The organism is Solwaraspora sp. WMMA2056 (assembly GCF_030345095.1).
In the GTDB taxonomy this organism is placed as follows: Bacteria; Actinomycetota; Actinomycetes; order Mycobacteriales; family Micromonosporaceae; genus Micromonospora_E.
The window spans coordinates 847,167-871,298 of sequence record NZ_CP128360.1; the positions used below are offsets into that span (position 1 = coordinate 847,167).

The window sequence follows — 24,132 nt, forward strand, 5'->3', positions numbered from 1 at the left end:
CGGACCGTGCCGCCGACGACGATGGAGACACCAGCCGGAATTCGGCCTGGTCGGCGAATACGAGGAGTCCGATGGAAAGCCCTGTCATCTCGGCTGTCGACGTACGGAAGACGTACGGTCGGGGCGCGAACAGTTTCGACGCGCTGAAGGGAGTCAACTTCGACATTCATGACGGCGAGAGTGTTGCGATCCTCGGTAAGAGCGGATCCGGCAAGTCGACCCTGATGCACATTCTCGCGCTGCTGGACGCCCCGACGTCGGGCACGATCACGCTGGACGGGGTCGATACCCGTACGCTGCGGGGCAGCCGCCTCAACCAGACCCGGAACAAGACGTTCGGGTTCGTCTTCCAGCAGTTCTTCCTCACCCCGAACACCTCGGTCCTCGACAACGTCATGCTGCCGCTGAAGATCGCCGGCGTCGGACGGGCCGAGCGTAGGCGGCGCGGCATGGCCGCCCTGGAACAGTTGGAGCTGGCCGACAAGGCGAAGAACAAGGCGGCGAACCTCTCCGGCGGGCAGAAGCAACGGGTGGTGATCGCGCGGGCGCTGGTGAACAATCCGCGGATCATTTTCGCCGACGAGCCGACCGGTAACCTCGATTCCGCCACCGGCGCCGTGGTGGAGGACATTCTCTTCGGCCTCAACCGGCAGAACGGCATCACCCTGATCGTCGTCACCCACGACGAGGAGCTCGCGTCGCGCTGCGACCGCCGCATCCTGGTCCGGGACGGCCAGCTGGTCGACGACCTGGCGGCGGTGCCGGCATGAAGATCTCCGATCTGGTCGGCTCGGCCACCGCGAACACTTTCCGGTCCAAGACCCGTACGCTGCTGACGATCCTGGCGATCTTCATCGGCGCGTTCACCTTGACGTTGACCAGCGGGCTGGGCACCGGCATCAACGCGTACATCGACGACACGGTGACGGCGATCGGCGCGTCCGACGTCATGTCGGTCGTCAAGACCCCGGACGCCGACGACGGGTTCGGTTCCGCCGACGCCGGGCCGGCCGAGTACGACCCGGACACGGTGTCGAGCGGGCAGGACGGTCCGCCCGGTCAGCAGACGGTCGTCGCGCTCACCCCGGCCGACCTGGACACCCTGGCCGACATCGACGGTGTCCTCGACGTACAGGCGACCCGGTCGATCAGCGCCGACTACATCCAGGTCGGCGACGGTACGCGGTACGTAGTGGACGTGGGCGGCCTGGTCGCCGGGCAGCGGACCCCGCTGGCCGCCGGGTCGGAGCCGGACAACGCCTCGTCGCAGCTGCAGCTCGCGCTCCCGACGTCGTACGTCGAACCGCTCGGCTTCGCTGACGACGCTTCGGCGGTCGGGCAGACCGTCTCGATCGCGGTGACCGACGCGCAGCGCACGCAGCAGGTGATCGAGGCGACGATCGTCGGGGTGGCCGAGGAGACCCTGGCGACCGGGGGCGGCGTCGTGCCCAACGACGCGTTGACCGATGCGCTGTTCGACGCGCAGAACACCGGTGTCCCGGCCGCCGAGGCGCAGCGGTACGCCCAGGCGGCCGTCTGGTTCGACCCGGCCGCGACCGACGAGCAGATCAGCGCACTGAAGGACCGGCTGGCCGACGCCGGCTACACCGGGAGCACGGTCGCCGATCAGCTCGGCGCGTTCCGTACCGTCATCGACGGCATCGTCTGGGTGCTGAACGCCTTCGCGGTGATCGCGCTGCTGGCGGCAAGCTTCGGGATCGTCAACACCCTGTTCATGTCGGTGCAGGAGCGGACCCGTGAGATCGGCCTGATGAAGGCGATGGGCATGGGCTCGGGCAAGGTGTTCGGCCTGTTCAGCCTGGAGGCCACGTTCATCGGTTTCCTCGGCAGCGCCATCGGCGCGGTGCTGGCGGTCGCGGCGGGCACCGCGATCAGCAGCGCACTGGCCGGCAGTTTCCTCGCGGACCTGCCGGGGCTCACGCTGATCGCCTTCGAGCCGTTCTCCATCGCGGCGATCATCGGCCTGGTGATGGCGATCGCGTTCCTGGCCGGCACGCTGCCGGCGTCGCGGGCGGCCCGGGCTGACCCGGTCGACTCGCTGCGCTACGAGTAGCCGCAGCTGGCAGGTAGGCCACCGGACGCACGAGGTGCCTGGCGGGATGGAACTCCCGCCAGGCACGTCGCCGTTTCGTCAGGGTCAGTCGGGCCGACCGTGGATCAGAGCCGGAAGTACGAGTTGGTGGTGGAGCTGTTGTACGGGGAGTAGTTCCAGTAGTGGTACATCAGGCCGAGCTGGCCCCACTTGGACCGTACGTAGTTGCCGGTGCCGACCCAGATGCCGGAGTGGTCGTCACTGGCGTACGACAGTTTCATGTTGGAGAACCACTGGTACGGGATCTGCCAGCGGGTATAGCTGCCGTCCTGCCAGTAGCGGTCGTCCCCGGGGGTGTTCATCCACCGGTCGTTCGCGCTGGAGGTGCTGTACCAGGCGTACGAGTGGCAGTTGTACTTGCGCGAGGCGTTGCGTTCCCGCGACGCCGACGGATAGTTGGTCGCCACGTAGCTGTTGTAGCTGCTGATCTGGGCGCTGGTCAGCTCGGACGTCATGGTGATCACCGAGACGGCCGAGCCGTTGGGGGTGTAGACGGTGCTGGCGTAGTCCAGCGTCCCGACGTCGTCGCTGACCGGGTGGGCGACGCTGGGGTCGGTCAGGTGCGCCCGTACGGCCGCGACGGTGGTTTCCACCGCGCCCGGCCGCAGCTGCACAGCTTCGCGCAGCAGCTCCGAGCGGGACCAGTCCCAGCTCTCCCGGGTGGCGAGCGCGCGACCGAGGAGCACCGCGGTCGGTTCCAGGCCGGCCTGGCCGTACGTCGTGGCATCGGTCTGCTTGGCGCGGTGTACGGCGAGGCCGAGCCGTAGCAACTCCTCGGACTGCGCCGTGGTCAGGGTGGCGAGCACCTGCGGCTGGGCGAGGACGGTCTCCAGTTTCCACACGGCCAGCGCCCGGTCGCCGGCGTCGGCGAGGGACTCACCGCCGCGGGCCGCGACGTTCAGGGTCCGGTAGCGCGTGAGCAGTTCCTGGCCGGCGTCGGGGCGGCGGAGCAGTTCCTGTAGTCCGGTGAAGCGGGCGGTGACGGTCTCGAAGCCGTGTTGGACGCTGTTGAAGGCCAGGGCGTCGGGCAGCAGCGGGTACGCCAGGACGGCGTCGACGAGCAGCGGGGTCCGCAGGACGGCGGCGGTCTTGGCCGGCATCTGTACGGCGTCGACCATCTCCTGGTGGCTGCCGAGCGCGCGCCACTGCGCGGAGCCGGGGGTCACCTGGTAGGTGAAGGGTCGGTCGGCGGCCGAGACCGGGGTGCCGGGCGTGAGGGTGGCGACGAGGGCGCCGGTGACGGCGGCGACGAGGGCGCGCCGGGTCAGGCGGGCAGGACGGGACATCCGTGATCCTCTCGACGAAGAACGGGTGCGGCACCATCATGATTCAGATACTTCGATTGATGCCGACTTCGAAAAGGTAACAAGATCCACAATGGATTGTGATGTCCGGGCGCAAGCCGGAGATGGTCAATGTCAGTAACTCGTCGGCCACGGGTCGGACGACCCGGACGGGTTGCCCGGTTGCGTCCGATCTTCATGGGCTCCACTGGTCGACGGCTCATAAAGTGACGTCGCACCATCCGCATAATCGGGTACGCCCGATCGGGTCGGAGCTGGCATGATCGCCCGATGCCGTCCGCCCGCGCCACTCTGCTCAGCTGGCAGTTCGAACTGACCTGGTCGCTGTTCGAGTACCACCTGGAACGGCTACGGACCGACGACTTCCTTGCCGAGCCGGCACCGGTGTGCTGGACGATGCGGCCGTCCGACGACGGCGGCTGGGTGCCGGACTGGGCCGAGACCGAGCCGGATCCGGTACCGGTGCCGACGATCGCCTGGCTCAGTTGGCACATCGGCTGGTGGTGGACCGTCGCGATCGACCACGTCGAGGGGCGACCACCACACGACCGTACGGAGATCCACTGGCCGGGCATCGGCGAGCCGACCGTGCGCTGGCTGCGCGAGCTGCGTTCGGACTGGACGGCGGCGCTCGACCGGCTGACCGACGCCGACCTCGACCGGGCCGTCGCCTACCCGTGGCCCGCCGACGCCGGGCTCAGCCTCGCCCACCTGGTCGGCTGGGTCAACGCGGAGCTGATGAAGAACGTCGCCGAAATCGGCCAGCTGCTGATGATTCGCGCCGCACATGCCGGGTCGGACCAACCGGCATCCTGACCGGCACGCGACCCCACCTCGCCAGACGATTGCCAGAATGGTTTTTCCAATTGGTCATTGTCTAAGTAATGTTGACGTGTTAGCGCTTGCATCAACATCAACGGACAACAAAACTGTCAATATCCAGTAGGTCCGAGATCTCCAGTCCCATTCAGGAGGGAACAGTGCGGATCCGCAGCATCCCGAGCCGGTCGACGCGGCTGCTCGCCGTCGTCGTCGGCATCGTCACCGCCGGTACGCTCACCCTGCCGTCCGCCGGGGTCGCCGCCCCGACGGTCTACACCGCCAGCGAACTCGCCCAGGTCAGTGACCTGGTGGAAGCCTCCGGCGTCGAAGGCATCGCCTGGCACGTCGACAGCGCCACCGGTCGGGTCGTGGTCACCGCCGACAGCAGCGTCTCCCGCGCCGAGATCACCAAGATCCGGCTGGCCGCCCGCGGCAAGGCCGGTGCCATCAAGCTGGAACGCACCTCCGGGGTGTTCACCCGGCTGGTCTCCTCCGGCGACCCGATCTACGGCAGCGGCGGACGCTGCTCGCTCGGTTTCAACGTGGTCAGCGGCAGCACCTACTACTTCCTCACCGCCGGGCACTGCGGTGAGGTGATCGACACCTGGTACAGCAACTCCGCGCTGACCAGCCTGATCGGCCCGACCGTCGACTACAGCTTCCCCGGCGACGACTACGGCCTGGTCCGGTACGACAACCCGGCGCAGAGCCACCCGGGTGGCTTCACCGTCGGCGACGCCTTCGTCGGGCAGTCGGTCACCCGTACCGGTTCGACGACCGGCACCCACAGCGGTACGGTCACCGCGCTCAACGCCCGGGTCCGTTACCTGGGCAGTGGGGTCGTCCGAGGCCTGATCCGGACCGATGTGTGCGCCGAGCCGGGCGACTCCGGCGGCCCGCTCTACTCCGGATCGACCGCGCTGGGCCTCACCTCGGGCGGCAGTGGCAACTGCCGGACCGGCGGCACGACCTTCTACCAGCCGGTCCGTGAGGCAGTCGACGCGTACGACGTGACGATCTACTGACCGACCCGGGCGGTGTCCGGGTCGGTCGACGCGGACACCGACCCACCCGGGTCGGTCGACGCGGGGAACGACCCGCCGGTGGCGGTCCGCCACCGTACGTCGATCGCCCGGCCCGCCCGGCGGTAGAAGTCCCGGGGCAGTTCCGGTGCGGCCGGGCGGTGCCGGCGCAGTGCCTGATCCAGGGCACGCGCCTGCGCCGCCACGGCCGTCACCCCGTACATGTGGATCGGGTTGCCGCTGTGGACGGCGTCGCCCAGGGCCAGGAATCCGGCCGGGGTGCGGTCCAGTCGTTCGGCGTACCGGCGCTGGTCGGTCGGGGTCCGGTGGGTCAGCACCGGACCGAGTGGCTCGGCGCGGGCGAGGACGTCGGCGATCGCGGGCGACGCCAGGCGGCGGGCAAACGATTCGTACGCGGCCGGGTCGCTCGGCGGCATCTCGCCCTGCCAGGAGCCGAGGGTGACCATCCACCGGTCACCCTCTAACGGCAGCATGAGGCCGATCCGGCCACCCGGCACCGGGTCCCCGGTCACCACGGCGAGCGCGCCGTCGAGGTCACCCGGGCGGCGGCGGACCAACTGCGAGGCGTACGTCACGTCGACCGGCACGGCCGAGATCTCCGGGGTGGGGAAACCGTGCCTGGCCAGCTGGTCGAAGAAGTGGGTGTTGCGCCCGGTGCAGGCGACGACCAGGTCGGCGTGGTGGGCGGCCCCGTCCACCCGGACCCCCGTCACCCGGTCGTCGGTGATGACGGGACCGTCCACCGCCGTGGCGTCGACGACGCGGACGTTGCGGCGCAGCCGCAGCAGGTGGTGGCGGACGACCATCTCCAGCAACGGCTGGCTCGCCGACAGGACGACCGGCACCGGCCCGCTCGCTGACAGGAGGTCCGGCGCCGGGTCCGGCCCGAGCGGGCGGTCGGTGCCGTCGTGGCGCCACGCCAGGTCGGTGCCGTCGCGGTGCCACGCCAGCTCGGTGCTGTCGTGGTGCCACATCAGCTCGGTGGCGGGCACCGCGACGGCACCGGCGTCGGCCAGTCGCCGGGCCAGCCCGGGAAACTGTGCCTCGAGCAGTCGCTGGCCGGCCGCCGGCACGAGATGGCCGTGTCGACCCTGCGGCGCACCCCGACGCGGGAGGGCCGCGTCGGGCAGCCGGTCCCGTTCCAGGACCGTCACCTGGTCGACGTGCTCACTGAGCACCCGGGCGGTGACCAGGCCGGCGATGCCGGCCCCGACCACGATCGCGCTGCCACCCACCTCGTTCGTCCTCCCCGGACCAGGACCAGGACCCCCGTCGAACAACTGAGCTGTCACTCAGCCGAGACCGCACCGCTCAGCCGAGACCGCACCGCAGGGGCCGAGACGGAACCACTCAGCCGAGACCGAACCGTTCGGCGTGGATCTGCGCGTTCGGCACACCGATGGTCCGTACGCTGTCGACCACGGCGGCGGTCAGGGCCGGCGGCCCGCAGACGAACACCTCACGTTCGGTGATGTCCGGCACCAGCGCGTGCAGGTTCGCCGGGTCGAACGGCCGGTTCGGTGGCGTACCGGCACCGGTGCGGCCGGTCAGCAGGTGCACCTGGGCGCCCCGCGTGGCGGCCAGCCCCTGCAGTTCACCGAGCAGGACCGCGTCGGTCTCCTTGGCCGCCCGGTAGAGGACCACGGTCTGCCCACCCGACTCCTCCAGCAACGCGCGGATCGGGGTGATCCCGACACCGCCGGCGACCAGCAGCGTCTTGTCCCGCTTGCGGTGCAGGTTGGTGAAGGCGCCGTACGGCCCTTCGATGAAGACCCGGTTGCCGACCTTCAGCTGCCGCAGCCCGGCGCTGGTCGCGCCGGCCGCCTTGGCGGTCAGCCGCAGCGAGCGGCCATCGGGGGCCGCCGACAACGAGAACGGGTTCGCCTGCCACCAGCGGTTGTGGCCGGGGAAGCGCCAGATGCAGAACTGCCCGGCGCGGGCCGGCAGCCGGTCCAGGTGCCGGCCGGTGACGTGCACCGACACGACGTTGTCGGCCTCCGGCACGACGGCGGCGACCCGGAACCGGTGGTACGCGTTGCGCCACACCGGCACGACGAACCGGTTGATCACGAGTGAGCCGAGCACCAGCGTCCACAACGTCCACCAGTAGCCGGTGGCCAGGACGGAGGAGAAGGTGGTCGCCTCGATGAACTGGTGCACCAGCCCGGCCAGCAGCGCCAGGTAGATCAGCACGTGCAGCGCGTGCCAGGTCTCGTACGGCAGCCGTCGCCGGACGTACCGGATGGAGACCCCGACCACGACGATCATGATGCCGGCGGCGATCATCCCGAGCAGTGCGGCGGGCACCCGGGCCAGGCTGAGGAAGGTCTCGCCGAACCCCATGTCGTAGAGGGTGGCGTAGCCGGTGATGACGAACGCCGCGTGCAGCATCACGGTCCAGAACAGCCCGAAGCCGAGCCAGCGGTGCCAGGCGGTGAGCCGGTCCATCCCGAGCCGCCGGTCCAGCCAGGGGATCCGGGCGACCAGCGTCAGCTGGACCATCATGATCATGGCCGCGTGCAGGCCGAAGAACTTCGCGACGGTCAGCACCGGGTGCTGACCCTGGCCGTACGCGAAGAAGACGACTTCGAGGATCACCAGGTTGACCGCGACGACGACGCCCAGCGTCACACGGGCCAGGGTCATCGGTGGGACACCGGTCGGTGGTGTCGGGGTGGGGGTGGCTGCCATCGAGCGTTGCGCCCGAGTGGGATCGCCGTACAGCCGGCTCACTGCCTTGCTCCCTGCTATCCGCTACATCGATCGATTTCGGGGGAAGTGTCCCGCCGTCGGCCGATGGTGGCCGACGGACGGGACCGGGTCGATCATGCAGCGGGCAGGCACCGCCACGCTTGGTGGAACTCTGAGGGTTTCCTGAGGGAGCCGGCCACGCCGGCACGGACCTGGCGAAACGGTACGGATCAGAGCAGGCCGTACGGATCAGCGCAGGCCGTACGGATCAGAGCAGCTCGTGGCGGACGACGTTCTCCTCACGGCCCGGACCGACCCCGACCACGCTGACCTTCGCCCGGCACAGCTCCTCGATGCGTTCGACGTAGCGGCGGGCGTTGGTCGGCAGCTCCGCCTCGGTGCGGGCCTTGGTGATGTCCTCCCACCAGCCGTCGTGCTCCTCGTAGATCGGCTTCGCGTGGTGGAACCCGGTCTGCGTCATCGGCATGTCGTCGAAACGCTCGCCGTCGATCTCGTAGCCGACGCAGATCGGCACCTTCGGCAGGCCGGTGAGCACGTCGAGCTTGGTGACCACCAGGTCGGTGATGCCGTTGAGCCGTACGGCGTACCGGCCGACGACCGCGTCGAACCAGCCGCAGCGGCGCTCCCGCCCGGTCGTGGTGCCGTACTCGACGCCGACCTTGCGCAGGTGCTCGCCGTTGGCGTCGAACAGCTCGGTCGGGAACGGCCCGGAGCCGACCCGGGTGGTGTACGCCTTGGTCACCCCGATCACCTTGGTGATCGCGGTCGGCGGGATCCCGGTGCCGACGCACGCCCCGCCGGAGGTCGGGTTGGACGAGGTGACGAACGGGTACGTGCCGTGGTCCATGTCCAGCATGGTGGCCTGCGCGCCTTCGAGCAGCACCGTCTCGCCCCGGTCCAGGGCGTCCCACAGCATCGCCCGGGTCTCGGCGATGTGCGGACGCAGCCGGGACGCGTAGCCGAGGTACTCCTCGACGACCGCGTCGAGGTCGATGCCCTTACGGTTGTAGACCTTGAACAGGATCTGGTTCTTCTCCCGCAGCGCCAGCTCCAGCTTCTTGCGCAGGATGCCGGGGTCGAGCAGGTCCTGGACCCGGATCCCCATCCGGGCGACCTTGTCGCCGTACGCCGGCCCGATGCCCCGACCGGTGGTGCCGATCCGCGACGACCCGAGGTAGCGCTCGACGACCCGGTCCAGCGCCCGGTGGTGCGGCATGATCAGGTGCGCGTCGCCGGAGATCCGCAGCCGGGAGACGTCGACGCCGCGTTCGGCCAGGCCGTCGATCTCGGTCAGCAGGACCTTCGGGTCTACCACGACCCCGTTGCCGATGATGATCATCGCGTTCGGGGAGAGCGCCCCCGAGGGCATCAGGTGCAGGGCGTACTTCTGGCCGTCCGGGGTGATGACGGTGTGTCCGGCGTTGTTGCCGCCGGAGAACCGCACCACGTAGTGGACCCGCTCACCGAGCAGGTCGGTAACCTTGCCCTTGCCCTCGTCACCCCATTGCGCGCCGAGCAGCACGATCGCTGGCATCTTGTGTAACCCGCCTCCATGGGGCTCGGGTGCCAGGTGGCGACCGCGTGGCGAGCCCGGGGAGTCAGGCTAACAAGGGCCGCGATCCTGGTGGACGTGGCCGCGAGGATCGGCAGGAGGCGGCGACGGTGTACGACGTGGTGCTACTGACGCTCGGCAGCCAGCCGGACGCGGGCTGCGACGGCGGCTGCGGGGTCGCCTGCGGTACGGCGGCGACCCGTCCGAAGTCCGACTGCGCCGAACCGGTCCGGGTGCCGGTGCTGGCCTGCCGGGACGCGCTGGTCGCGGCCGGTGCCCGGGTGCGGACCGTCACCGCCCGCTCCGACCGGGAGATCGACGACGTACTCGCCCAGCTGGACGGACCGGCCCGGACGGACGGGCTGACCTGGCCGGATGAGGACAGCAAGACCCGGCTGGTCGTGGCGACGGCCAGCGACGGACAGTTAAGAGCCGTGCTGCGCCGGCTGGTGCGCCGGTACGCTCCACCGCCGAGTCGCCGACCCGCCGACCTGGCCGACAACCGCACTCTGCCCGACCTGCCGGCGATCGGGATCCTGCCGCTGGACCCGGGCCTGGTGCGGGACACGCCGACCGACGGGGGCACCCCGCCGGGCGACCTGGCCGGGCGGCTCGGGCTGCCCCGCGATCCGGCCGCCGTCGCGGCAGCGGTGCTGCACGGCCCGGTCCGCCGGCTTGACCTGCTGCGTACCGACGCCGGTTCGGTGACCCTCGACGGGGCGCTGCTCGGCGGTGCCGACGACGCCGACCGCCCGCTGCCGTGGCGGGGCCGTGTCGAGGTCGACGACACCGTGCTCAGTGCCGGCGACGAACCGGTGCTGGCCTGCGTGGTGGCCAACGCCGACGGGTACGCCCGGCTGGCCGAGGTGCAGCTGGTGGCCCACCCCGACCCGTCGGACGGGCTGCTGGAGGTCGCGGTGGCGGTGCCGGTGGTGACGAGATCGTGGTGGCGCGGGCAGCGGGTGAAGATCGAGGTACGGCGGGCCCGTGGTCGGGCGGCGGCGGTCACCCCGCGCGACGGAGAGCTGCCGTTCGTGGACGATACGGTGACGGGAACATTGACCCGCAAACGATCCTGGTGGGTGGAACCAGCCGCCTGGGGCGTGTACACACATTGACCTGGTATGCGACGCTAAGTAGCGACTGACCTGCACATCCTCGGGTGGGGCCACGGGGGGCGAGGGGGAGTACGCCGTGCACGACCAGACCGAACCGGCGGTGTCGACCGGCGCCGGTGGCGCGCCGGTGGAGGAGCCGTTCTGGCCGCCGGACGAGATCGTCGCCACCGGGCGCAGCGACGTCACGATGGCGGTCCCGGTCGTGCCGGTCGCCCCGCCGCCCACGGCAGCGGCCAGCCAGCCACCACCGCACGACGTCGCCCCGACGCCGCAGCCGGGTGACGGCAACGGTCGGGCGGTCGAGCGGGACCCCGGGCTGCCGCACTCACCGACCTCACCGTGGGCACAGCCGCCGCGCCGGCTGACCCCGCCGACGGACACCGGCGACAACGATCAGCGGGGCGGCCTGCCGCCGGCACCGCGACGCTCACCCGAGCAGCCGACGTCAGCGTCGGCGTCGGCAGAGCAGTTCGCGCCGGCGGAGCAGTTCGCGCCGGAGTCCGCTGGTCGGCCGCATCCGTCGTCGCCCCGGCCCGGCCCGACTCACCCCAGTCCGCCGCACCCTGGCCCGAGCCGGCCGGCACCGCCGCCCGGCCAGACGCCCACGCCACCGGGCCCGCCACCGCCACCGGGCCCGCCACCATCCCCGCCGGCCGCCGGCATGGGGCAGCCGGCCGACCCGTGGGCACCCGCCGATGCCGGTCCACCGGCAGCGACCGGTTGGGACGACTGGACACCGGCCGACGGTGGCGGCTGGTCGCCGCCGCAGCCGATGGCGTACCAGCAGGTGGTTCCCGGCGTGACGGAGCTGCCTCGCCAGCCGTACGAGGAGGCTCCCGGCGTACACCGGATTCCGTCCCCACCGACCCCGCCGCAGCAGCCCGTACCACCGCAGCAGCCCGTACCACCGCCACAGCCCGTACCACCGCCACAGCCCGTACCACCGGCCGCCGGCTACCCGCCGGCGGCGGGAACCGGGTACCCGCAGCCGCCAGCGGTCACCTACCCCGTGCCGCCCGCAGTGGCCGGGCCGTACCCACCGGCACCGCCGCACGGCCAGCCCGATCCGCACGCCGGCTGGGTCGGTGACGGCTTCGCGCCGACCGCCGAGGAGTTCGCCCAGCGGCGCGCCGTCAAACCGGCCAACCCGGTCGCCACGATGGGCATGCGGGCCGCGCTCAACCGGACCACGCTCGGGCTGGTGAAGCTGCCGCCCGGTCAGCAGGAGCAGGAGATCCGGCGCGACATCGAAATGGTGCGCCGCAACTTCGGTGGGCTGCGCCAGGTCACCGTGGTCAACCCCAAGGGCGGCGCCGGCAAGACCGTCGCCATCCTGATGCTGGCCATGACCTTCGGGCAGAAACGCGGCGGGTACGTCCTGGCCTGGGACAACAACGAGACGCAGGGCACCCTCGGGATGCGCGCCCAGCAGGACTTCCATTCCCGTACGGTCCGCGACATGCTGCGTGACCTGCGACAGTTCCAGGGCTCACACGGCCGCGTCGGTGACCTGTCCCAGTACGTCCGGGCGCAGGGCGAGGGCATGTTCGACGTCCTCGCCTCCGACGAGTCGGCCACCGCCGGCGAGATGCTCACCGCCGCCGCGTTCGCCGAGATCCGCGAGGTCGTCAGCCGCTTCTACAAGCTGATCTTCGTGGACACCGGCAACAACGTACGGGCGCAGAACTGGCAGGCGGCGATCGACGCCACCGACCAGCTCGTGGTCACGATGTCCGCCCGCAACGACTCCGCCGAACCCGCCGCCCGGATGCTCGACCATCTGGAGCAGACCGGCCGGCAGCGGCTGGTCCGCCAGGCGGTGACGGTGATCTCCATGCCGCCGTCGCGACGGGAGATCGACCTGCGCCCCATCGAGCAGCACTTCGCCGCCCGTACCCGCACCGTCCTGCTGGCACCGTACGAACGGATCATCGACAGCGGCGAACCGATCCGGTACGGGCAGCTCTCGTCGACCTTCCGGCAGGCCTGGCTCAAGATCGCCGCAGCGGTCTCCGACGGGCTGTGAGCGCGGCCGTCGGCTGCGCCGCGCTCACCGCTGGGCCGGCCGGTCAGCTGCTGGCCAGCGCGTCCCCGGCCGCCGGGTCGCAGTCACGCAGGAACTGCGCGCAGCGCGCCGCCTCGTCGGACTCGCCGATCTCGCCAGCGGCCCGCGACAGCAGATGCAGGCAGGCGAGGAAACCCTGGTTGGGTCGGTGCGACCAGGGCACCGGCCCGTGGCCCTTCCACCCGTTGCGACGGAGCTGGTCGAGCCCCCGGTGGTAGCCGGTACGGGCGTACGCGTACGCGGTGACGACCTCACCCTTGGCGAACGCCCGCTGCGCCAGCACCGCCCAGGCCCGGCTGTGGGTGGGGTGCTGGCCGGTGGCGGCGGCGTACGCCTCATCGGTGTCGACCTGGGCGGCCTCGGCCAGCGCCGCCTCGGCCTGCTCGTCGCCGGGAAGCAGGGTGGCCGGCGGCTCGGGCAACAGGTTCTGCATTTTGCCCATTCAACCCGGATTCGGTGCGGCATGGTGACTGAACGGATGAGTCCTTCGTCACGCGTGCGGCGGGTGTGCCGGGCGCGGCACTCGACTAGAAATAGAGGTCCGGAGCCTCCCCAGGACCCGGTTTGAGAAGCCCGGTGGCCTCGTGCCACCGGGCTTCGCTATGCCCACGCCCGCTGTGCACCAAGCAGGTGCTCAGCAATTTGCGGCCAACAGGGAAAATGTCCGGGTGCCCACGCCACCCCCCGCCGAACTCCTCGAACCCCACGACACCACACCGCTCGAAGTGGAGTCCCGCGCCGAACTCGACCGGCATCTACGGGCCGGCAGCCTCGCCGGGCTGACCGTGCAGGGACTGCAGTTCGACGTACCGCCGGTGCCCGACCTGACCGACGTCGACCTGACCGACACCCTCTTCCTCGGCTGCACGTTCCCGTCTGCCCAGGCCGAGGCCGACCTGGTCCGGCGCGGCGCACACGTGGTGCCGCCGGTCGCCGGGCTGCCGTACCCGAGCCACCCGTCCCGGCTGTACACCCCCGCCGACCTGGCCGCCGGCTTCGCCGAACACGGCGCCGACGGGATGTACGACAACCTGGTCTACCAGCACTTCCGCCAGCACGGTGGCGCGCTGCCGGAGATCCGCGAGGCGCTCGCCCAACGGCTGCACGACCACGCGATCGACAACGCGCTCACCGACGCCACCCGGTCCTGGATCGACGCGTACGGCCCCGCCTCGGTCGTCGGCGTGATGGGCGGGCACGCGGTGGTCCGGGGCAGCGCGCCGTACCGGCTCGCCGCCACGCTCGGCTGGGAGCTGACCCGGGCCGGCCGGCTGATCGTCACCGGCGGCGGGCCGGGCGTGATGGAGGCTGCCAACCTCGGCGCGTACCTCAGCGGTCACGACGCCGAGGAGCTGACCGCCGCCATCGACCTGCTGGCCACCGCGCCGCACTACGCCGACCAGCAGCCGTACACCGCTGCCGCGCTGGCGGTCCGCGACCGGTACCCGGTGGCCGGGGCCGACGGCACCGCCGCCGACCTCGGCTGGGCACGCGCCGGTGGGCTGGCCATCCCCACCTGGCTGTACGGGCACGAACCCGCCAACCTGTTCGCCGGCCGGGTCGCCAAGTACTTCTGCAACGCCGTCCGGGAGGACACCATCCTGCGGCTGGCCCGGGGCGGCATCGTCTTCGCGCCGGGCCGGGCAGGCACCGTCCAGGAGGTGTTCCAGGCGGCGACGAAGACCTTCTACGGCACCGACGGCGCCAGCGGTCCGTACATCTTCCTGGACCGCACCTTCTGGACCGAGGCCCTGCCGGTCGAGTCGGTCCTCGCGCCGCTGCTGGCGCTGTCCCCGGCCGGTGACCTGTCCCCACTGATCCGGCTCACCGACGACGTCCACGAAGCGGTCGCGCTGCTCACCGCCACCGGGCTGCCGCCGGTGGTGCCGGCCCAGTCACGGAGCTGACCTCGACCCGCACGACGATCGACTATCCGGCGGTCGGTCCCATTCATTGGACAACGCCCCGTCTGCCGTGGTTGGTGCCTGGTGAGCTGACCGTGGCCAATCGCGGGGCGGAATGCGGTGTTCGGCTCGCCGTCTGCCGGTGGGTCGGTGGCGGCGGGGCGCTGCCAAGGATCGCTTCGGTTGCGGCGTGGGCGAGGGTGGCCTGGGTGGTGCCGGGTAGTCCGATCCGGTTCCAGTGGAAGATCACGTGTTCGGTGATGATCGCGCGTAGTCCGCGGGTGAGTGTGCCGGTGGCGCGTAGGTCGCCGAGGGTGGTGCCGGCCTGTGTGAAGGCTGTCTGCCAGTCGCTCGGGTGGCGGGTGTTGCCGAGTAGCAGGTGGCGAATCTTGTCGGTGAATGCTTCCCAGGTGGCGGGGTTGGTGCGGGTGGCTGGGTGGGCGTGGTCGGGGCGGTGTTGGGCGGCGCGGGCCCAGACGTCGGCTTGTTCGTTGAGGTCGAGTCCGGCGGCGCGCATCAGTGCGGTGGTGAGGATGAGTGAGTGTTCGCGTCGGCTGGTGGGCCGGTGGTGGAGGTAGGTGAGGAGGTGGTGGCTGTCGTGGTGGAACAGGGTGTGGGCGGTGTCCATCGCGGCGGGGCCGCCGAAGGTGTGGGTTTCGGGTTCGTAGATGTCGTGGGTCCAGGGGACGTTCTGGGTGAGGAGGTGGTGTACGGGGTCGGGGTGGTCGGTGGGTGTGGCGGGTAGGTAGCGGATGCGCCAGGGTCCTTTGCGGATGAACCACCATGCGGTGATGAGGCCGGCGGTTTCGGCGGCGGGGAGCACGCGGTGCAGGTGGGGTACGGCGTTCAGTTCGCGTTCGTGCCGGCTGCGGCCGGGGTAGTCGATGTTCACCTGTTTCCAGGCGGTGTCCATGGCGGGCCTTTCGTCAGTGCAGATCAGTGCAGGAGGAGGCAGGCGTCCCACCCGGTCGTGGTGGTGGTTGCGGTGGCGAGTCTCGTGCCGGTGGTGCCGTCGAGAAGTCCGGCGGGTTCCCCGGTTGAGCTGGTGGTGTGTTGGTGCAGGCGGGTCAGCGGCGTGACGGGTGTCGGGGTGAGTGCGTCGGCGGCGATGCACCGGCCGGTGGAGAGGAGGCCGGCGGTGCCGTGGCAGAGGCTGCGGTCGGTGAGTTGGCGGGTTTGTGCGGGGTCTGTCACGCAGGTGGTGAACGCGGTGTCGGCGAGGTGCCGTCGGCTGTTGTCGTGCAGGGCGATGCCGGCGAGTTGCTGGGCTCGGGCGATGCCGGGGGTGCCGTAGCACCAGGAGGGCCGTAGCGGCTGTCGCTGGGCTGGGGTGCCTCGGTGCAGGTCGTCGAGGGTGAGGGTTTGTGGCCACCAGGTGGCGCTGTGGGTGTGCTGCTGCCACCGGTCGAGCCAGTCGCATATTCGGGTGATCGCGGTGGTGTGTCCGTTGACGCTGATGCCGTCGCGGTGGGTGAGGGCGAGTAGGGCGAGGGGTCCGGTGATGCCGTGGGCGAGGCCGTGGTTGGCGTGGCCGCCGGGTGGTGGCGGCTGGTGGCGGTCGGGTCCGTTGTGGCACCACCAGCCGGGGAGGTCGTCGACGGGTTCGGTGAGGCGGACCAGGTAGTCGAGGACGTGGCGGAGCAGGTCGTGGTCGCCGAGGCGGCGCAGGGCGACGCCGAGGCCGGTCAGGCCACGGATGAGGTCGTACTCGGCGTAGTCCGGCCGGCGGCCGGAGTCGATGCGGCGGTGGGCGGTGTCGAGGCGTCGGCGGGTGACGGTGGCGGTGCCAGTCGCGGCGATGGTTCGGGCCCGCGCGAGCCGGGGGTGGTCGGCGGTGGCGAGGACGAAGGCGAGGGCGGGTGCGCCGTGGAAGAGGCTGGCGCCGTCGGCGATGCTGACGCCGTCGGCGGTGGCTTCCCGTAGGGCCGCGTACGCGGCCGGCCAGTCGCCGGTTTCCAGGTGCAGCAGGGCGATTCCGGCCGCGCCGTCGGCGAGGGACTGCCCCGTGCTCATGAGGTCGCCTGGTGGGTGCGGGCGACGGCGCGGGCCAGCCGCAGGCAGTGCCGTTCGGAGGCGGTGTCGACGCCGATCATGCGGGCGTGGTGCAGGTGCAGCAGGTCAGCCAGCACCTGGTCGAGGTCGAGGCCGTCGGTGTGGGCGAGGTCCCGGTAGGCGGCCAGGGATGCCGCGCGGTCATCGTCGTGGTGTGGGGTGCGGGCGAGGTCGAGTTGGGTGGGGTCGAGTCGCGGACCGCTGCGGTGCGGGACGTGGTTGGTGAGCCAGCGTGGCCCGTCGCCGGTGAACGCGTCGGCGATGGCGCTCATGCCGGCGGCGGTGGCGGCTTGGCGGTCCGCACCGCGGACGCGGTCGCCGGTCAACTGCCGCAGTACGGTGCGGGAGTCGGCGGCGAACACCGCTTCGGCGGCGGCGAGTGTGGGTCCGGTGCCGTGGCGGGTCTCGGGCCGGTAGGTGTGGAGGCTGTGGTCGTGCAGGACACGGTCGTGTTCCAGCCGGTGTGTCCACTCGGCGAGGCGCCCGGCGATGCCGGCGAAGCTCGCGGTGTCGGGTAGTGGGATGCGTAGCCGCAGGTGGGGTTCGGGGTCGGGGTAGCCCAGGAACCACCAGCCCACCGGCAGGACGGGTGCGGTCTGTCGGGTGAGGTCGGTGAGGATGTCGTCGAGCCGCCCGTACAGCCGGGTTTCCAGCCACGGCGACGACGGTCCGGGCCGGTGCGCCACGGCGGTCGCCGCTCGGACCGGCCGGGCGCGCCGGGTGGGGCGGGTGGCGGGTGGGGTGTCGGTGAGGGTGAGCAGGATTTCGGCGGGCCGGTCGCCGATCCAGCCGGCCGGTCCGGGCGCTTCGGTGACGACCGTACGGGGATGCCGGTCGAGGTGGCGGCGCAGCACGACGAGGTGGGTGTCGTCGTCGAGGTTCAGGCGCAGCCGCACGTCATCGCCGCCGCCGAGCAGGATCTCGGCCGGGAGCCGGTGTCGGTCGCGGTGCCGCTGCCAGGCGTTACGCCACAGCGGCCAGGAGGACATACCGGGTGGGAGGGTGTGCCGGTCGATGATCCAGCGGGCGGGGTGCAGCACACTGCGTCCGTGCCGCACCCGGGGCAGGAACGGCAGATCGTGTGACTGTCCCCAGTCGAACCGGCTGCAGGGTGCCGTCCACGCCGTCGAGATCTCGGTCAGGAACCGTGTCAGCGGCTGCTGCAGATCGGGCAGCAGCACGCTGTTGAACAGCAGCGGCTCGACCGGCCGGCCGGTGCTGGCAGATACCAGCCACAGCCGGCGGCCGTCGCCGGCAACGGCGAGGTCCGCGACCGTGTACGGCGGGTCGGGGTGAAAGTCCCCGACGGGCAGGACGGGCAGCAGCTCCGGTGCCCGCGCGAGCGGGGTCAGACGCGGGTCCAGCGGCGGACCGGACAGCTGCACTGCGTCCGCGTCGGGCAGCACGGTCGGCAGACTCCGGTAGACCTGCTGAAACGACGCCCGCTCGCCGGGGGTGAGCAGGTGCAGGAACCGGCCGGCGGACACCCCGGCGTGGCGGGCGCCGCTGACCACCGTCAACGTGAACCTGCCCTGATCCAGATCCCGTAGGGTCGCGGCCGCGAGCGTGAACCGCAGCTCCGTGTGCGGTGTCGGCGGCCGGTCGTCGTCTCCCCGAAGCCGGCCGACCAGGTCGTCGTCGAGGACGACCTCCGCCCGGCCGTCCACCGCCGACCGCTGCGCCAGGTGGGCGAGCAGCCGGTCACGGGCCGAGAACCCCGCCGGCGCCCGGCGGGTCGAGCCCCGGTATCCGGCGGGGAAACCCAGCACGGTCACCACATCGTGCACCGGCACGGCCGCGCCCGGACCCCACCGCTGGATGAACGCGCCGTGGTACTCCACCCACCCGGGCGCGGGCGGTGCCACCGCCGCCAACGTCGCCGCTGCCCGGCACGCCTCCCGCAGGACCGCCGCCGGCAGCGTCACCGACACGTCCAGACGCACATCGGCCGCCACCCGCCCGCCGGGGTCGGGGACCGCGACGTGGCGGGCCAGGTGGGCCACTGGGTCGGTGACCGTCATCGCCGGCCGCAGCTCCGACAGCAGCACCCCCGACCGCACCAGCGCGGCCAGCATCCGCTCGGCCGCGCCCACCCCGGCCGGCGACGACCCGCCGACCCGCCCCGCCAACACCGTGAACGCGATCGGGCGGGCGGCGGCGTCGATCGCCGCCCGCACCGGCCCGGTCAACCCGATCTCGACGTCCCACCTGCGGTCACCGTCGGCGTGGGCGCAGGGCACCACCCACACCCCGCCCCGCTGGTACCCGGCCGCGTTCGTCACCACCGCCACACCCCGCAGCACGGCCACGTCCTGCTCCGCGCGGGCGGTGACCTCGGCGACGAACTCCCCGTCCGGGCGCACGACCACCCGGTGCGCCCGGCCCCACCGCACGCCCGCGTGGGCGCCGAAGTCGACCGGCGCCACCCCGGCGAAGACACCGAACGGCGTCGCCCGTGTCGTCCACCGCAGCAGATACCGCACGACCGTCTCCACCAGGCGACGCCACCGGCGACCCGACACCGGCTCGCCGGCCACCGCCCGGCCGACCCGTTCGGCGAGCTCCGGCGCGGCGCAGGCGACAGCCGCCGGAAACCCCGGCAACGCCCACACCTGTGTCAGCCAACCCCGCCACTGCTCCGGCTGCTCCGCAGTCAGGTCGGGCCAGGCCGGCACGGTCAGCCCGTCCGGATAGGCGGCTGCTCTGACCAGGGCCGCACCCGCCGCAGGAACCATCACACACCACCGGAAAAGAGGGGCCCGGCGTCCGTGGACGCCGGGCCCGAAACGGCGTCGAATCCGTACTACTTGCCGCCGCCGGAGCAGGCGTTCGACCCGGTGTTACCCGAGCCGCAGTTGTCGTCGGTGTTGGTCGCGTACCCGCCCGTGGCGGGGCCGGCGTCGACCAGGGTGATGTCCAGGTCGAACTCCTCGATTTCCGTGGTCTCCACTCGCGTTTCCCTTCTCATGCGGGGTTGAAGGTGAGGACGACACGGCTGTGCCGCTTGTCCAGCACCGTCCCGGCCGGCAGGTCACCGTCGGGGGTAGCCGCAGGCAGCACCTGCAACGCCGGGGACGGCTCGCCGCCGTCCACCCAGTCGCGCATGTGCGCCACCATCCGCTGCGCCGCAGCGGCGGCGTCCGGCCCGTGCGCGCACGCACCCACATCGAACCGGCCGTCGGTCCAGGCCAGCGCCGACCGGTAAAAGAACGTGCCCTCGTGCAACGCGGCCGGCGTACCGAACCGCCACGCGGGCACCACCACGCCCGCGTCGACCGCTTCCTGCTGCGCCGACAGCACCACGAACTGATCCACCTCAGCGGACAGACGCACCGCCAGCCACAGATCCAGATCCGCCAGCACGGTACGGGGCGGCAGACTCACCCCGGCCCACACCTGCTCACGCGGCTGCGACAGCAACCCGGCGACCGACTCCGCCGTGATCTGCTCGCCCTCGTCCAGCCGCAGATGCACCCCGTCGGCGATGTCGACATATCGCATCTCGTGCGCCCCGGCACCCTGCATCGCCACGAACCCACACAACCGCTGACTGTGGCTCACCAGCCGGTCACCGACCCGACGCAACGCCCACGACCGGGTCATCCCGAACGTCCGCAACGGCACCACCAACACCCCGTCCTCGAGGAGCTGCGCGACCCACGACTCCGGGACATCCCACGCCCCCGCCGTCACGATGATCAGGTCGAACCGGCGACCCGGCTCAATCAGCCGCTCAGCGTCGGCGCACACCACCGTCACATCGCCGTAGCCCGCCGCCGCCAAACAGGCCACCGCCCGCTCCGTCACATCCGGATCGATGTCCACCGTCGTCACCGAACCCGACGGACCCACCAACTCCCGCAGCAACGACGCGTTGTAACCACCCGAACCAACCTCCAACACATGCCGACCCTGCAAGCCACCATCGAAGGCGTCAGCCGCCTGACCCAGCATCTCCGCGATCAACCACGGCGCCGACACCGAACTCACGGTCTCCGCACCCCGCCGCTTCGTGATGACCGCACTGTCACCCCGATACGCCTCCTCCAACGGCACACCCGGCGTGTACAACTCACGCGGCACCACCCGCAACGCCGCCTCCACCTCCGGCCGCATGGCCAGACCCTTCGCCACATGATCAGCGACCAACCCATCCACCACCGCCGCCCGCAGACCCTCGCCGGTCACCATGTCGACACTCATCCGCTACGCCACTCCCCATCTGTCACGGCCGCCCACCTGGACGACCCGCTGTGTCTGTTGCTGCCCGATTCTGAAATCAGCTCCGGGACCTCCGTCTGAAGCCCCACCGCTCCCGCAGGTCGCTAGCCCGTGCCACAATGCCCAGCGCCGCCGAAACGCTGAATCACTTGAGGTTGGTCGCATCCACTCAACGCCTGAACGGCGATGTCGAACACCCTCGACACGAAACCTCGACAGCCTCCGGCCGGTGGCCTCCCGGAATCCATGCACGCAGACGCCGCCGGAGCCGTCGACCGTCGAGGTACCCGATGCCGTGCTCGCGATACCCCCAAGTCCCGAGGCCGTGCGGTCTACCCGGGGCCCATCCACTCGTCTACTCCCCGGCCGGTCACGGTCGCTTCGCTCTGCGTCGGACGGTTATCGTGCCCTTTCAACGTTGTGCTATTTCAACGTGTGGTCGAGAGTCGGGGACTTCGTGATCGATCCGCGGCAGGTCCAGGACGTCAAACGGGAGCTCGGTGCCGCGCTCGCGCACCGGCGAAGGTCGCGTGGTCTGACCCAGGCCGATGTCGCCGGGCGGGTGTACAGCACCCGCAGCACCATCGCCGGGGTGGAACGGGGCCAGCAGGTAGCCGACAGGGTCTTCTGGCAGCGGTGTGATCAATTCCTGGACGCCGGTGGTGCGCTAATCGCCGGTTACGACGCATACGTGCGGCTGAAGCAGCGGTTCGACCGCGAAAGGGTCGAGGCAAGGCAGCTCGCACGTTGGGGCGAGACCGATGCCGGTGTACCGCTACCTGCCGGCGACCTTTCGGCGGCGCTACCAGCATCGACCGGCAACGCTCCAGATATGCCCCGGCCGGTGACGATGTCCGCCCTCGATCCGGTTCCCGGGCCGGCTGGCGTCGATCCCGCCTTGGCGCTGCACTGGCGTGAACTGCTACGGCTCCTGGCCGCCTCGCACAACGTCTTCGGTTCACGCCAGGTGTACGGCGCTGTTTGCCGAGAGCTGGCCATCGTCCGCCGATACCGCCGCGAGGCCTCGGACGACCTCACGCCACGTCTTCTGGCAGTGGAGGCACGATGGGCGGAGTTCGCGTCCTGGACCGCCGACAACCTCGCCGACGTCAACGCAGCCACCTACTGGCTCGACCACGCACTCACCCTGGCGAACCGGGCGGGCGACAAGCGGATGGCCGCCTATATCGTCATGCGCCAGGCACAGCAGGCCGTCGACCGCCTCGACGGTACCCAGGCGACGGGACTCGCCGAAACCGCCGAGACACTCGAACCACTCACCGACCGCGACCGCGCCCTCTGCCTCATCCGCCAGGCCCAGGGACACGCCCTCCGCAACGACCAACTGCGGTCCCTCTCCGCGATCAAGACCGCGCACCAACTCGTCAATCGGTCCATGGGCAACACGGTCGATGACCCGGACACCATCGGCCGCCACTGCACCCACGCCTACCTCCGCGCCCACGAGGGCTACTGCCTGCTCCAGCTCGGCCGCGCCGCTGCGGCGGCCGACACCCTGGAAACCGTTCTGACCGACTGGCCTGCCGACTACCGCCAGGACGAGGCGCTTACCCGAAGCTGGCTCGCCCGGTCCTACGCCGCGACGAACCGGCTGACCGAAGCCGGTGCCGAAGGCAGCCGCGCCCTGAGTCTGGCCGCCGCGACCTCGGCGGCCAGGGCGATGACCTCCCTGCACCATCTTCACGGTCGGCTCGCAGGCGCAACGGGATCCACCGAGGTCGTCGAGTTCCGAAATGCCTTCTCCCTCGTCGCGTCAACGACCAGACTGTGATCATGAACCTGATCTCCACCGCGACCACCACGGACGAGGCCCACCGCGCAGCCGCCGTCGCAGTCCTCCCGGTGGGCAGCTTCGAACAACACGGCACCCATCTCCCGCTGACCACCGACACCATCGTGGCCAGCGCGATCGCGAAAGCCGCCGCGACCGCCTACGACCTACTGCTGCTGCCCCCGGTGACGATCAGCTGCTCGCAGGAACACACCGGATGGCCGGGCACCGTCAGCATCCGCTCCTCCACCCTGACCCACATCGTCACCGACATCGCGCAGTCGCTAGAGCAGGCCGGCGTCGACCGGCTGGTCGTGGTCAACGGCCACGGCGGCAACTACGTGCTGTCCAACATCGTCCAAGAGGCCAACACCAGCGGACGGCGCATGGCCCTGTACCCGAGGAGGCAGGACTGGGAAACCGCCCGCCAGCACGCCGGCCTCGACAGCACCAGCCACGACGACATGCACGCCGGCGAGATCGAGACCTCCCTGCTCCTGCACCTGTGCCCCGACCTCGTCCGACCCGGCTACCAGACCGCCGACCACCTCACCGAACGACCCGACCTCCTGGTGCTCGGCATGCGCGGCTACACCCACACCGGCGTCATCGGCGCACCATCCGCCGCAACCGCCACCAAAGGCAAGGCCGTCCTCGACAGCCTGACCACCACCTTCGCCACCAGCCTCGCCATCCTCCAACAGAACACCCAACCCTGACCGGTCACGCCCGCTGCGCCTCGCCGACCGCCGTAGCGCTCCAGCGCAGAGCCTGTAGTGGCGGTGTCGCGCCGGGCGACCGGTCGGTCGGCCAGGTCAGGCGACGGGGCGACGACGCCAGGCGACGATCGGCAGTTCGACCTCGGGTGCGGCGGACAGGCCGTTCTCGTCGAGGGCGTTCTGCACGGCCAGCCGGGCACCGTCGAAGCGGAACTCGACGGCGTGCAGCACGTGCGGCCGCCAGTGCGACGGCATGATCCGTTCGATCACGTTGACCGCCCGCAGTGGTCGGCCCCGGGCCGGCAGCGGCGCCGGGTGGCGGTCGGCTCGCCAGTCCAGCCGCAGGCCGGGCTGGTCCACCGGCATGGTCATGTCCACCTGGTTCCAGGTGATCGCGCATTCGTCGAACTTGCGGTGGGTGACCTCGACGTTGGTGTCACCGAAGCCGAGGACCACCGGACCGTTGGCGTACCAGGTGTCCTGGTCGAGGTCCCACATCAGCCAGACGTCGATCAGTGGCCGGCCGATCAACCGGGTGAACCGGGCGCGGTGGGCGGCGGCCAGCGTCGCGGCGTCGTGACACCACTGTGGCTCGTACCCGTCGATGCCGAGCACCGCGACCTCCACACCGGACCTGATGGATCGGTTGATGTCCTATGGTGCACCCCGACCAGTGACGACGCACGGCCGGCCCCGAGTGGGGCCGGCCGTGCGG

General features: G+C 71.0%; 20 protein-coding genes. 9 read left to right on the forward strand and 11 right to left on the reverse strand.

Features of this window, described 5'->3' with window-relative positions; translation table 11 throughout:
• Positions 1-71 precede the first annotated feature (71 nt).
• Positions 72-770: an ABC transporter ATP-binding protein gene (locus O7608_RS03925; RefSeq protein WP_289208683.1), complete on the forward strand. Its 699-nt coding sequence runs from the start codon at positions 72-74 to the stop codon at positions 768-770.
• Positions 767-2,074 carry an ABC transporter permease gene (locus tag O7608_RS03930; protein WP_289208684.1) on the forward strand — a complete coding sequence of 436 codons (1,308 nt, stop codon included), beginning with the start codon at positions 767-769 and terminating at the stop codon, positions 2,072-2,074. The genes O7608_RS03925 and O7608_RS03930 overlap by 4 nt, the downstream gene beginning before the upstream one ends.
• A gap of 104 nt (positions 2,075-2,178) precedes the next feature.
• On the opposite strand, the gene O7608_RS03935 is transcribed toward O7608_RS03930, so the two are convergent.
• The gene (locus O7608_RS03935; protein WP_289208685.1) at positions 2,179-3,399 is read right to left on the reverse strand and encodes a hypothetical protein; all 1,221 of its coding nucleotides are present in this window, start codon (positions 3,397-3,399) and stop codon (positions 2,179-2,181) included.
• Positions 3,400-3,687: 288 nt separating this feature from the next.
• Between O7608_RS03935 and O7608_RS03940 the strand changes: the two genes are divergently transcribed.
• Both O7608_RS03940 and O7608_RS03945 read left to right on the forward strand, forming a co-directional pair.
• The gene (locus O7608_RS03940; protein WP_289208686.1) at positions 3,688-4,233 is read left to right on the forward strand and encodes a DinB family protein; all 546 of its coding nucleotides are present in this window, start codon (positions 3,688-3,690) and stop codon (positions 4,231-4,233) included.
• Between the two features lie 164 nt (positions 4,234-4,397).
• A complete protein-coding gene (locus O7608_RS03945) occupies positions 4,398-5,264 on the forward strand; it encodes a S1 family peptidase (RefSeq protein ID WP_289208687.1) in 867 nt (288 codons plus the stop codon).
• Here O7608_RS03945 and O7608_RS03950 read toward each other — a convergent pair.
• From O7608_RS03950 to O7608_RS03960, 3 genes are all read right to left on the reverse strand, one after another.
• Positions 5,258-6,517, reverse strand: a complete 1,260-nt coding sequence (locus O7608_RS03950) for an FAD-dependent oxidoreductase (RefSeq protein ID WP_289208688.1) — start codon at positions 6,515-6,517, stop codon at positions 5,258-5,260. The genes O7608_RS03945 and O7608_RS03950 overlap by 7 nt on opposite strands.
• A 115-nt stretch (positions 6,518-6,632) precedes the next feature.
• Positions 6,633-8,015, reverse strand: coding sequence for a ferredoxin reductase family protein (locus tag O7608_RS03955; RefSeq protein ID WP_289208689.1), 1,383 nt, complete (start codon positions 8,013-8,015; stop codon positions 6,633-6,635).
• Between the two features lie 226 nt (positions 8,016-8,241).
• Positions 8,242-9,528, reverse strand: coding sequence for an adenylosuccinate synthase (locus O7608_RS03960; RefSeq protein WP_289208690.1), 1,287 nt, complete (start codon positions 9,526-9,528; stop codon positions 8,242-8,244).
• 128 nt (positions 9,529-9,656) lie between these two features.
• On the opposite strand from O7608_RS03960, the gene O7608_RS03965 reads away from it, so the two are divergent.
• Positions 9,657-10,664 (forward strand): diacylglycerol kinase family protein, encoded by a 1,008-nt coding sequence (locus O7608_RS03965; protein WP_289208691.1) that lies wholly within the window; start codon positions 9,657-9,659, stop codon positions 10,662-10,664.
• Between the two features lie 76 nt (positions 10,665-10,740).
• Positions 10,741-12,690, forward strand: a complete 1,950-nt coding sequence (locus O7608_RS03970; RefSeq protein ID WP_502959172.1) for a MinD/ParA family ATP-binding protein — start codon at positions 10,741-10,743, stop codon at positions 12,688-12,690.
• Positions 12,691-12,733: 43 nt separating this feature from the next.
• Here the strand turns inward: O7608_RS03970 and O7608_RS03975 are convergent, their stop codons facing one another.
• Positions 12,734-13,162 (reverse strand): DUF3151 domain-containing protein, encoded by a 429-nt coding sequence (locus O7608_RS03975; RefSeq protein WP_282224720.1) that lies wholly within the window; start codon positions 13,160-13,162, stop codon positions 12,734-12,736.
• A gap of 235 nt (positions 13,163-13,397) precedes the next feature.
• Here O7608_RS03975 and O7608_RS03980 point away from each other — a divergent pair, with 235 nt between their 5' ends.
• On the forward strand, positions 13,398-14,636 hold the full coding sequence (locus O7608_RS03980) for an LOG family protein (protein ID WP_289208692.1): 1,239 nt from the start codon (positions 13,398-13,400) through the stop codon (positions 14,634-14,636).
• 43 nt (positions 14,637-14,679) lie between these two features.
• Here the strand turns inward: O7608_RS03980 and O7608_RS03985 are convergent, their stop codons facing one another.
• From O7608_RS03985 to fxlM, 5 genes are all read right to left on the reverse strand, one after another.
• A complete protein-coding gene (locus O7608_RS03985; RefSeq protein WP_289208693.1) occupies positions 14,680-15,546 on the reverse strand; it encodes a thiopeptide-type bacteriocin biosynthesis protein in 867 nt (288 codons plus the stop codon).
• A gap of 23 nt (positions 15,547-15,569) precedes the next feature.
• Positions 15,570-16,646: a lanthionine synthetase C family protein gene (locus O7608_RS03990; RefSeq protein ID WP_289208694.1), complete on the reverse strand. Its 1,077-nt coding sequence runs from the start codon at positions 16,644-16,646 to the stop codon at positions 15,570-15,572.
• Positions 16,643-19,420 (reverse strand): lantibiotic dehydratase, encoded by a 2,778-nt coding sequence (locus O7608_RS03995; protein ID WP_289208695.1) that lies wholly within the window; start codon positions 19,418-19,420, stop codon positions 16,643-16,645. The genes O7608_RS03990 and O7608_RS03995 overlap by 4 nt, the downstream gene beginning before the upstream one ends.
• A 68-nt stretch (positions 19,421-19,488) precedes the next feature.
• On the reverse strand, positions 19,489-19,635 hold the full coding sequence (locus tag O7608_RS04000) for an FxLD family lanthipeptide (protein ID WP_289208696.1): 147 nt from the start codon (positions 19,633-19,635) through the stop codon (positions 19,489-19,491).
• 14 nt (positions 19,636-19,649) lie between these two features.
• The gene (gene fxlM / locus O7608_RS04005) at positions 19,650-20,888 is read right to left on the reverse strand and encodes a methyltransferase, FxLD system (protein ID WP_289208697.1); all 1,239 of its coding nucleotides are present in this window, start codon (positions 20,886-20,888) and stop codon (positions 19,650-19,652) included.
• 475 nt (positions 20,889-21,363) lie between these two features.
• Here fxlM and O7608_RS04010 point away from each other — a divergent pair, with 475 nt between their 5' ends.
• Both O7608_RS04010 and O7608_RS04015 read left to right on the forward strand, forming a co-directional pair.
• Positions 21,364-22,698: a helix-turn-helix domain-containing protein gene (locus O7608_RS04010; RefSeq protein ID WP_289208698.1), complete on the forward strand. Its 1,335-nt coding sequence runs from the start codon at positions 21,364-21,366 to the stop codon at positions 22,696-22,698.
• Between the two features lie 2 nt (positions 22,699-22,700).
• Entirely contained in the window at positions 22,701-23,417 is a 717-nt protein-coding gene (locus O7608_RS04015; RefSeq protein WP_289208699.1) for a creatininase family protein, read from the forward strand.
• 96 nt (positions 23,418-23,513) lie between these two features.
• Here O7608_RS04015 and O7608_RS04020 read toward each other — a convergent pair whose 3' ends face one another.
• The gene (locus O7608_RS04020; RefSeq protein ID WP_289208700.1) at positions 23,514-24,044 is read right to left on the reverse strand and encodes a hypothetical protein; all 531 of its coding nucleotides are present in this window, start codon (positions 24,042-24,044) and stop codon (positions 23,514-23,516) included.
• Between the last annotated feature and the right edge of the window lie 88 nt (positions 24,045-24,132).

What these genes read in the sequence shown, in the direction of transcription:
- O7608_RS03985 (WP_289208693.1), bottom strand. Translation starts at nt 15,546, where the DNA reads ATGGACACCGCCTGGAAACAGGTGAACATCGACTACCCCGGCCGCAGC.
- O7608_RS03940 (WP_289208686.1), top strand. Translation starts at nt 3,688, where the DNA reads ATGCCGTCCGCCCGCGCCACTCTGCTCAGCTGGCAGTTCGAACTGACC.
- O7608_RS03925 (WP_289208683.1), top strand. Translation starts at nt 72, where the DNA reads ATGGAAAGCCCTGTCATCTCGGCTGTCGACGTACGGAAGACGTACGGT.
- fxlM (WP_289208697.1), bottom strand. Translation starts at nt 20,888, where the DNA reads ATGAGTGTCGACATGGTGACCGGCGAGGGTCTGCGGGCGGCGGTGGTG.
- O7608_RS04015 (WP_289208699.1), top strand. Translation starts at nt 22,701, where the DNA reads ATGAACCTGATCTCCACCGCGACCACCACGGACGAGGCCCACCGCGCA.
- O7608_RS03935 (WP_289208685.1), bottom strand. Translation starts at nt 3,399, where the DNA reads ATGTCCCGTCCTGCCCGCCTGACCCGGCGCGCCCTCGTCGCCGCCGTC.
- O7608_RS03995 (WP_289208695.1), bottom strand. Translation starts at nt 19,420, where the DNA reads ATGGTTCCTGCGGCGGGTGCGGCCCTGGTCAGAGCAGCCGCCTATCCG.
- O7608_RS03960 (WP_289208690.1), bottom strand. Translation starts at nt 9,528, where the DNA reads ATGCCAGCGATCGTGCTGCTCGGCGCGCAATGGGGTGACGAGGGCAAG.
- O7608_RS03990 (WP_289208694.1), bottom strand. Translation starts at nt 16,646, where the DNA reads ATGAGCACGGGGCAGTCCCTCGCCGACGGCGCGGCCGGAATCGCCCTG.
- O7608_RS03930 (WP_289208684.1), top strand. Translation starts at nt 767, where the DNA reads ATGAAGATCTCCGATCTGGTCGGCTCGGCCACCGCGAACACTTTCCGG.
- O7608_RS03975 (WP_282224720.1), bottom strand. Translation starts at nt 13,162, where the DNA reads ATGCAGAACCTGTTGCCCGAGCCGCCGGCCACCCTGCTTCCCGGCGAC.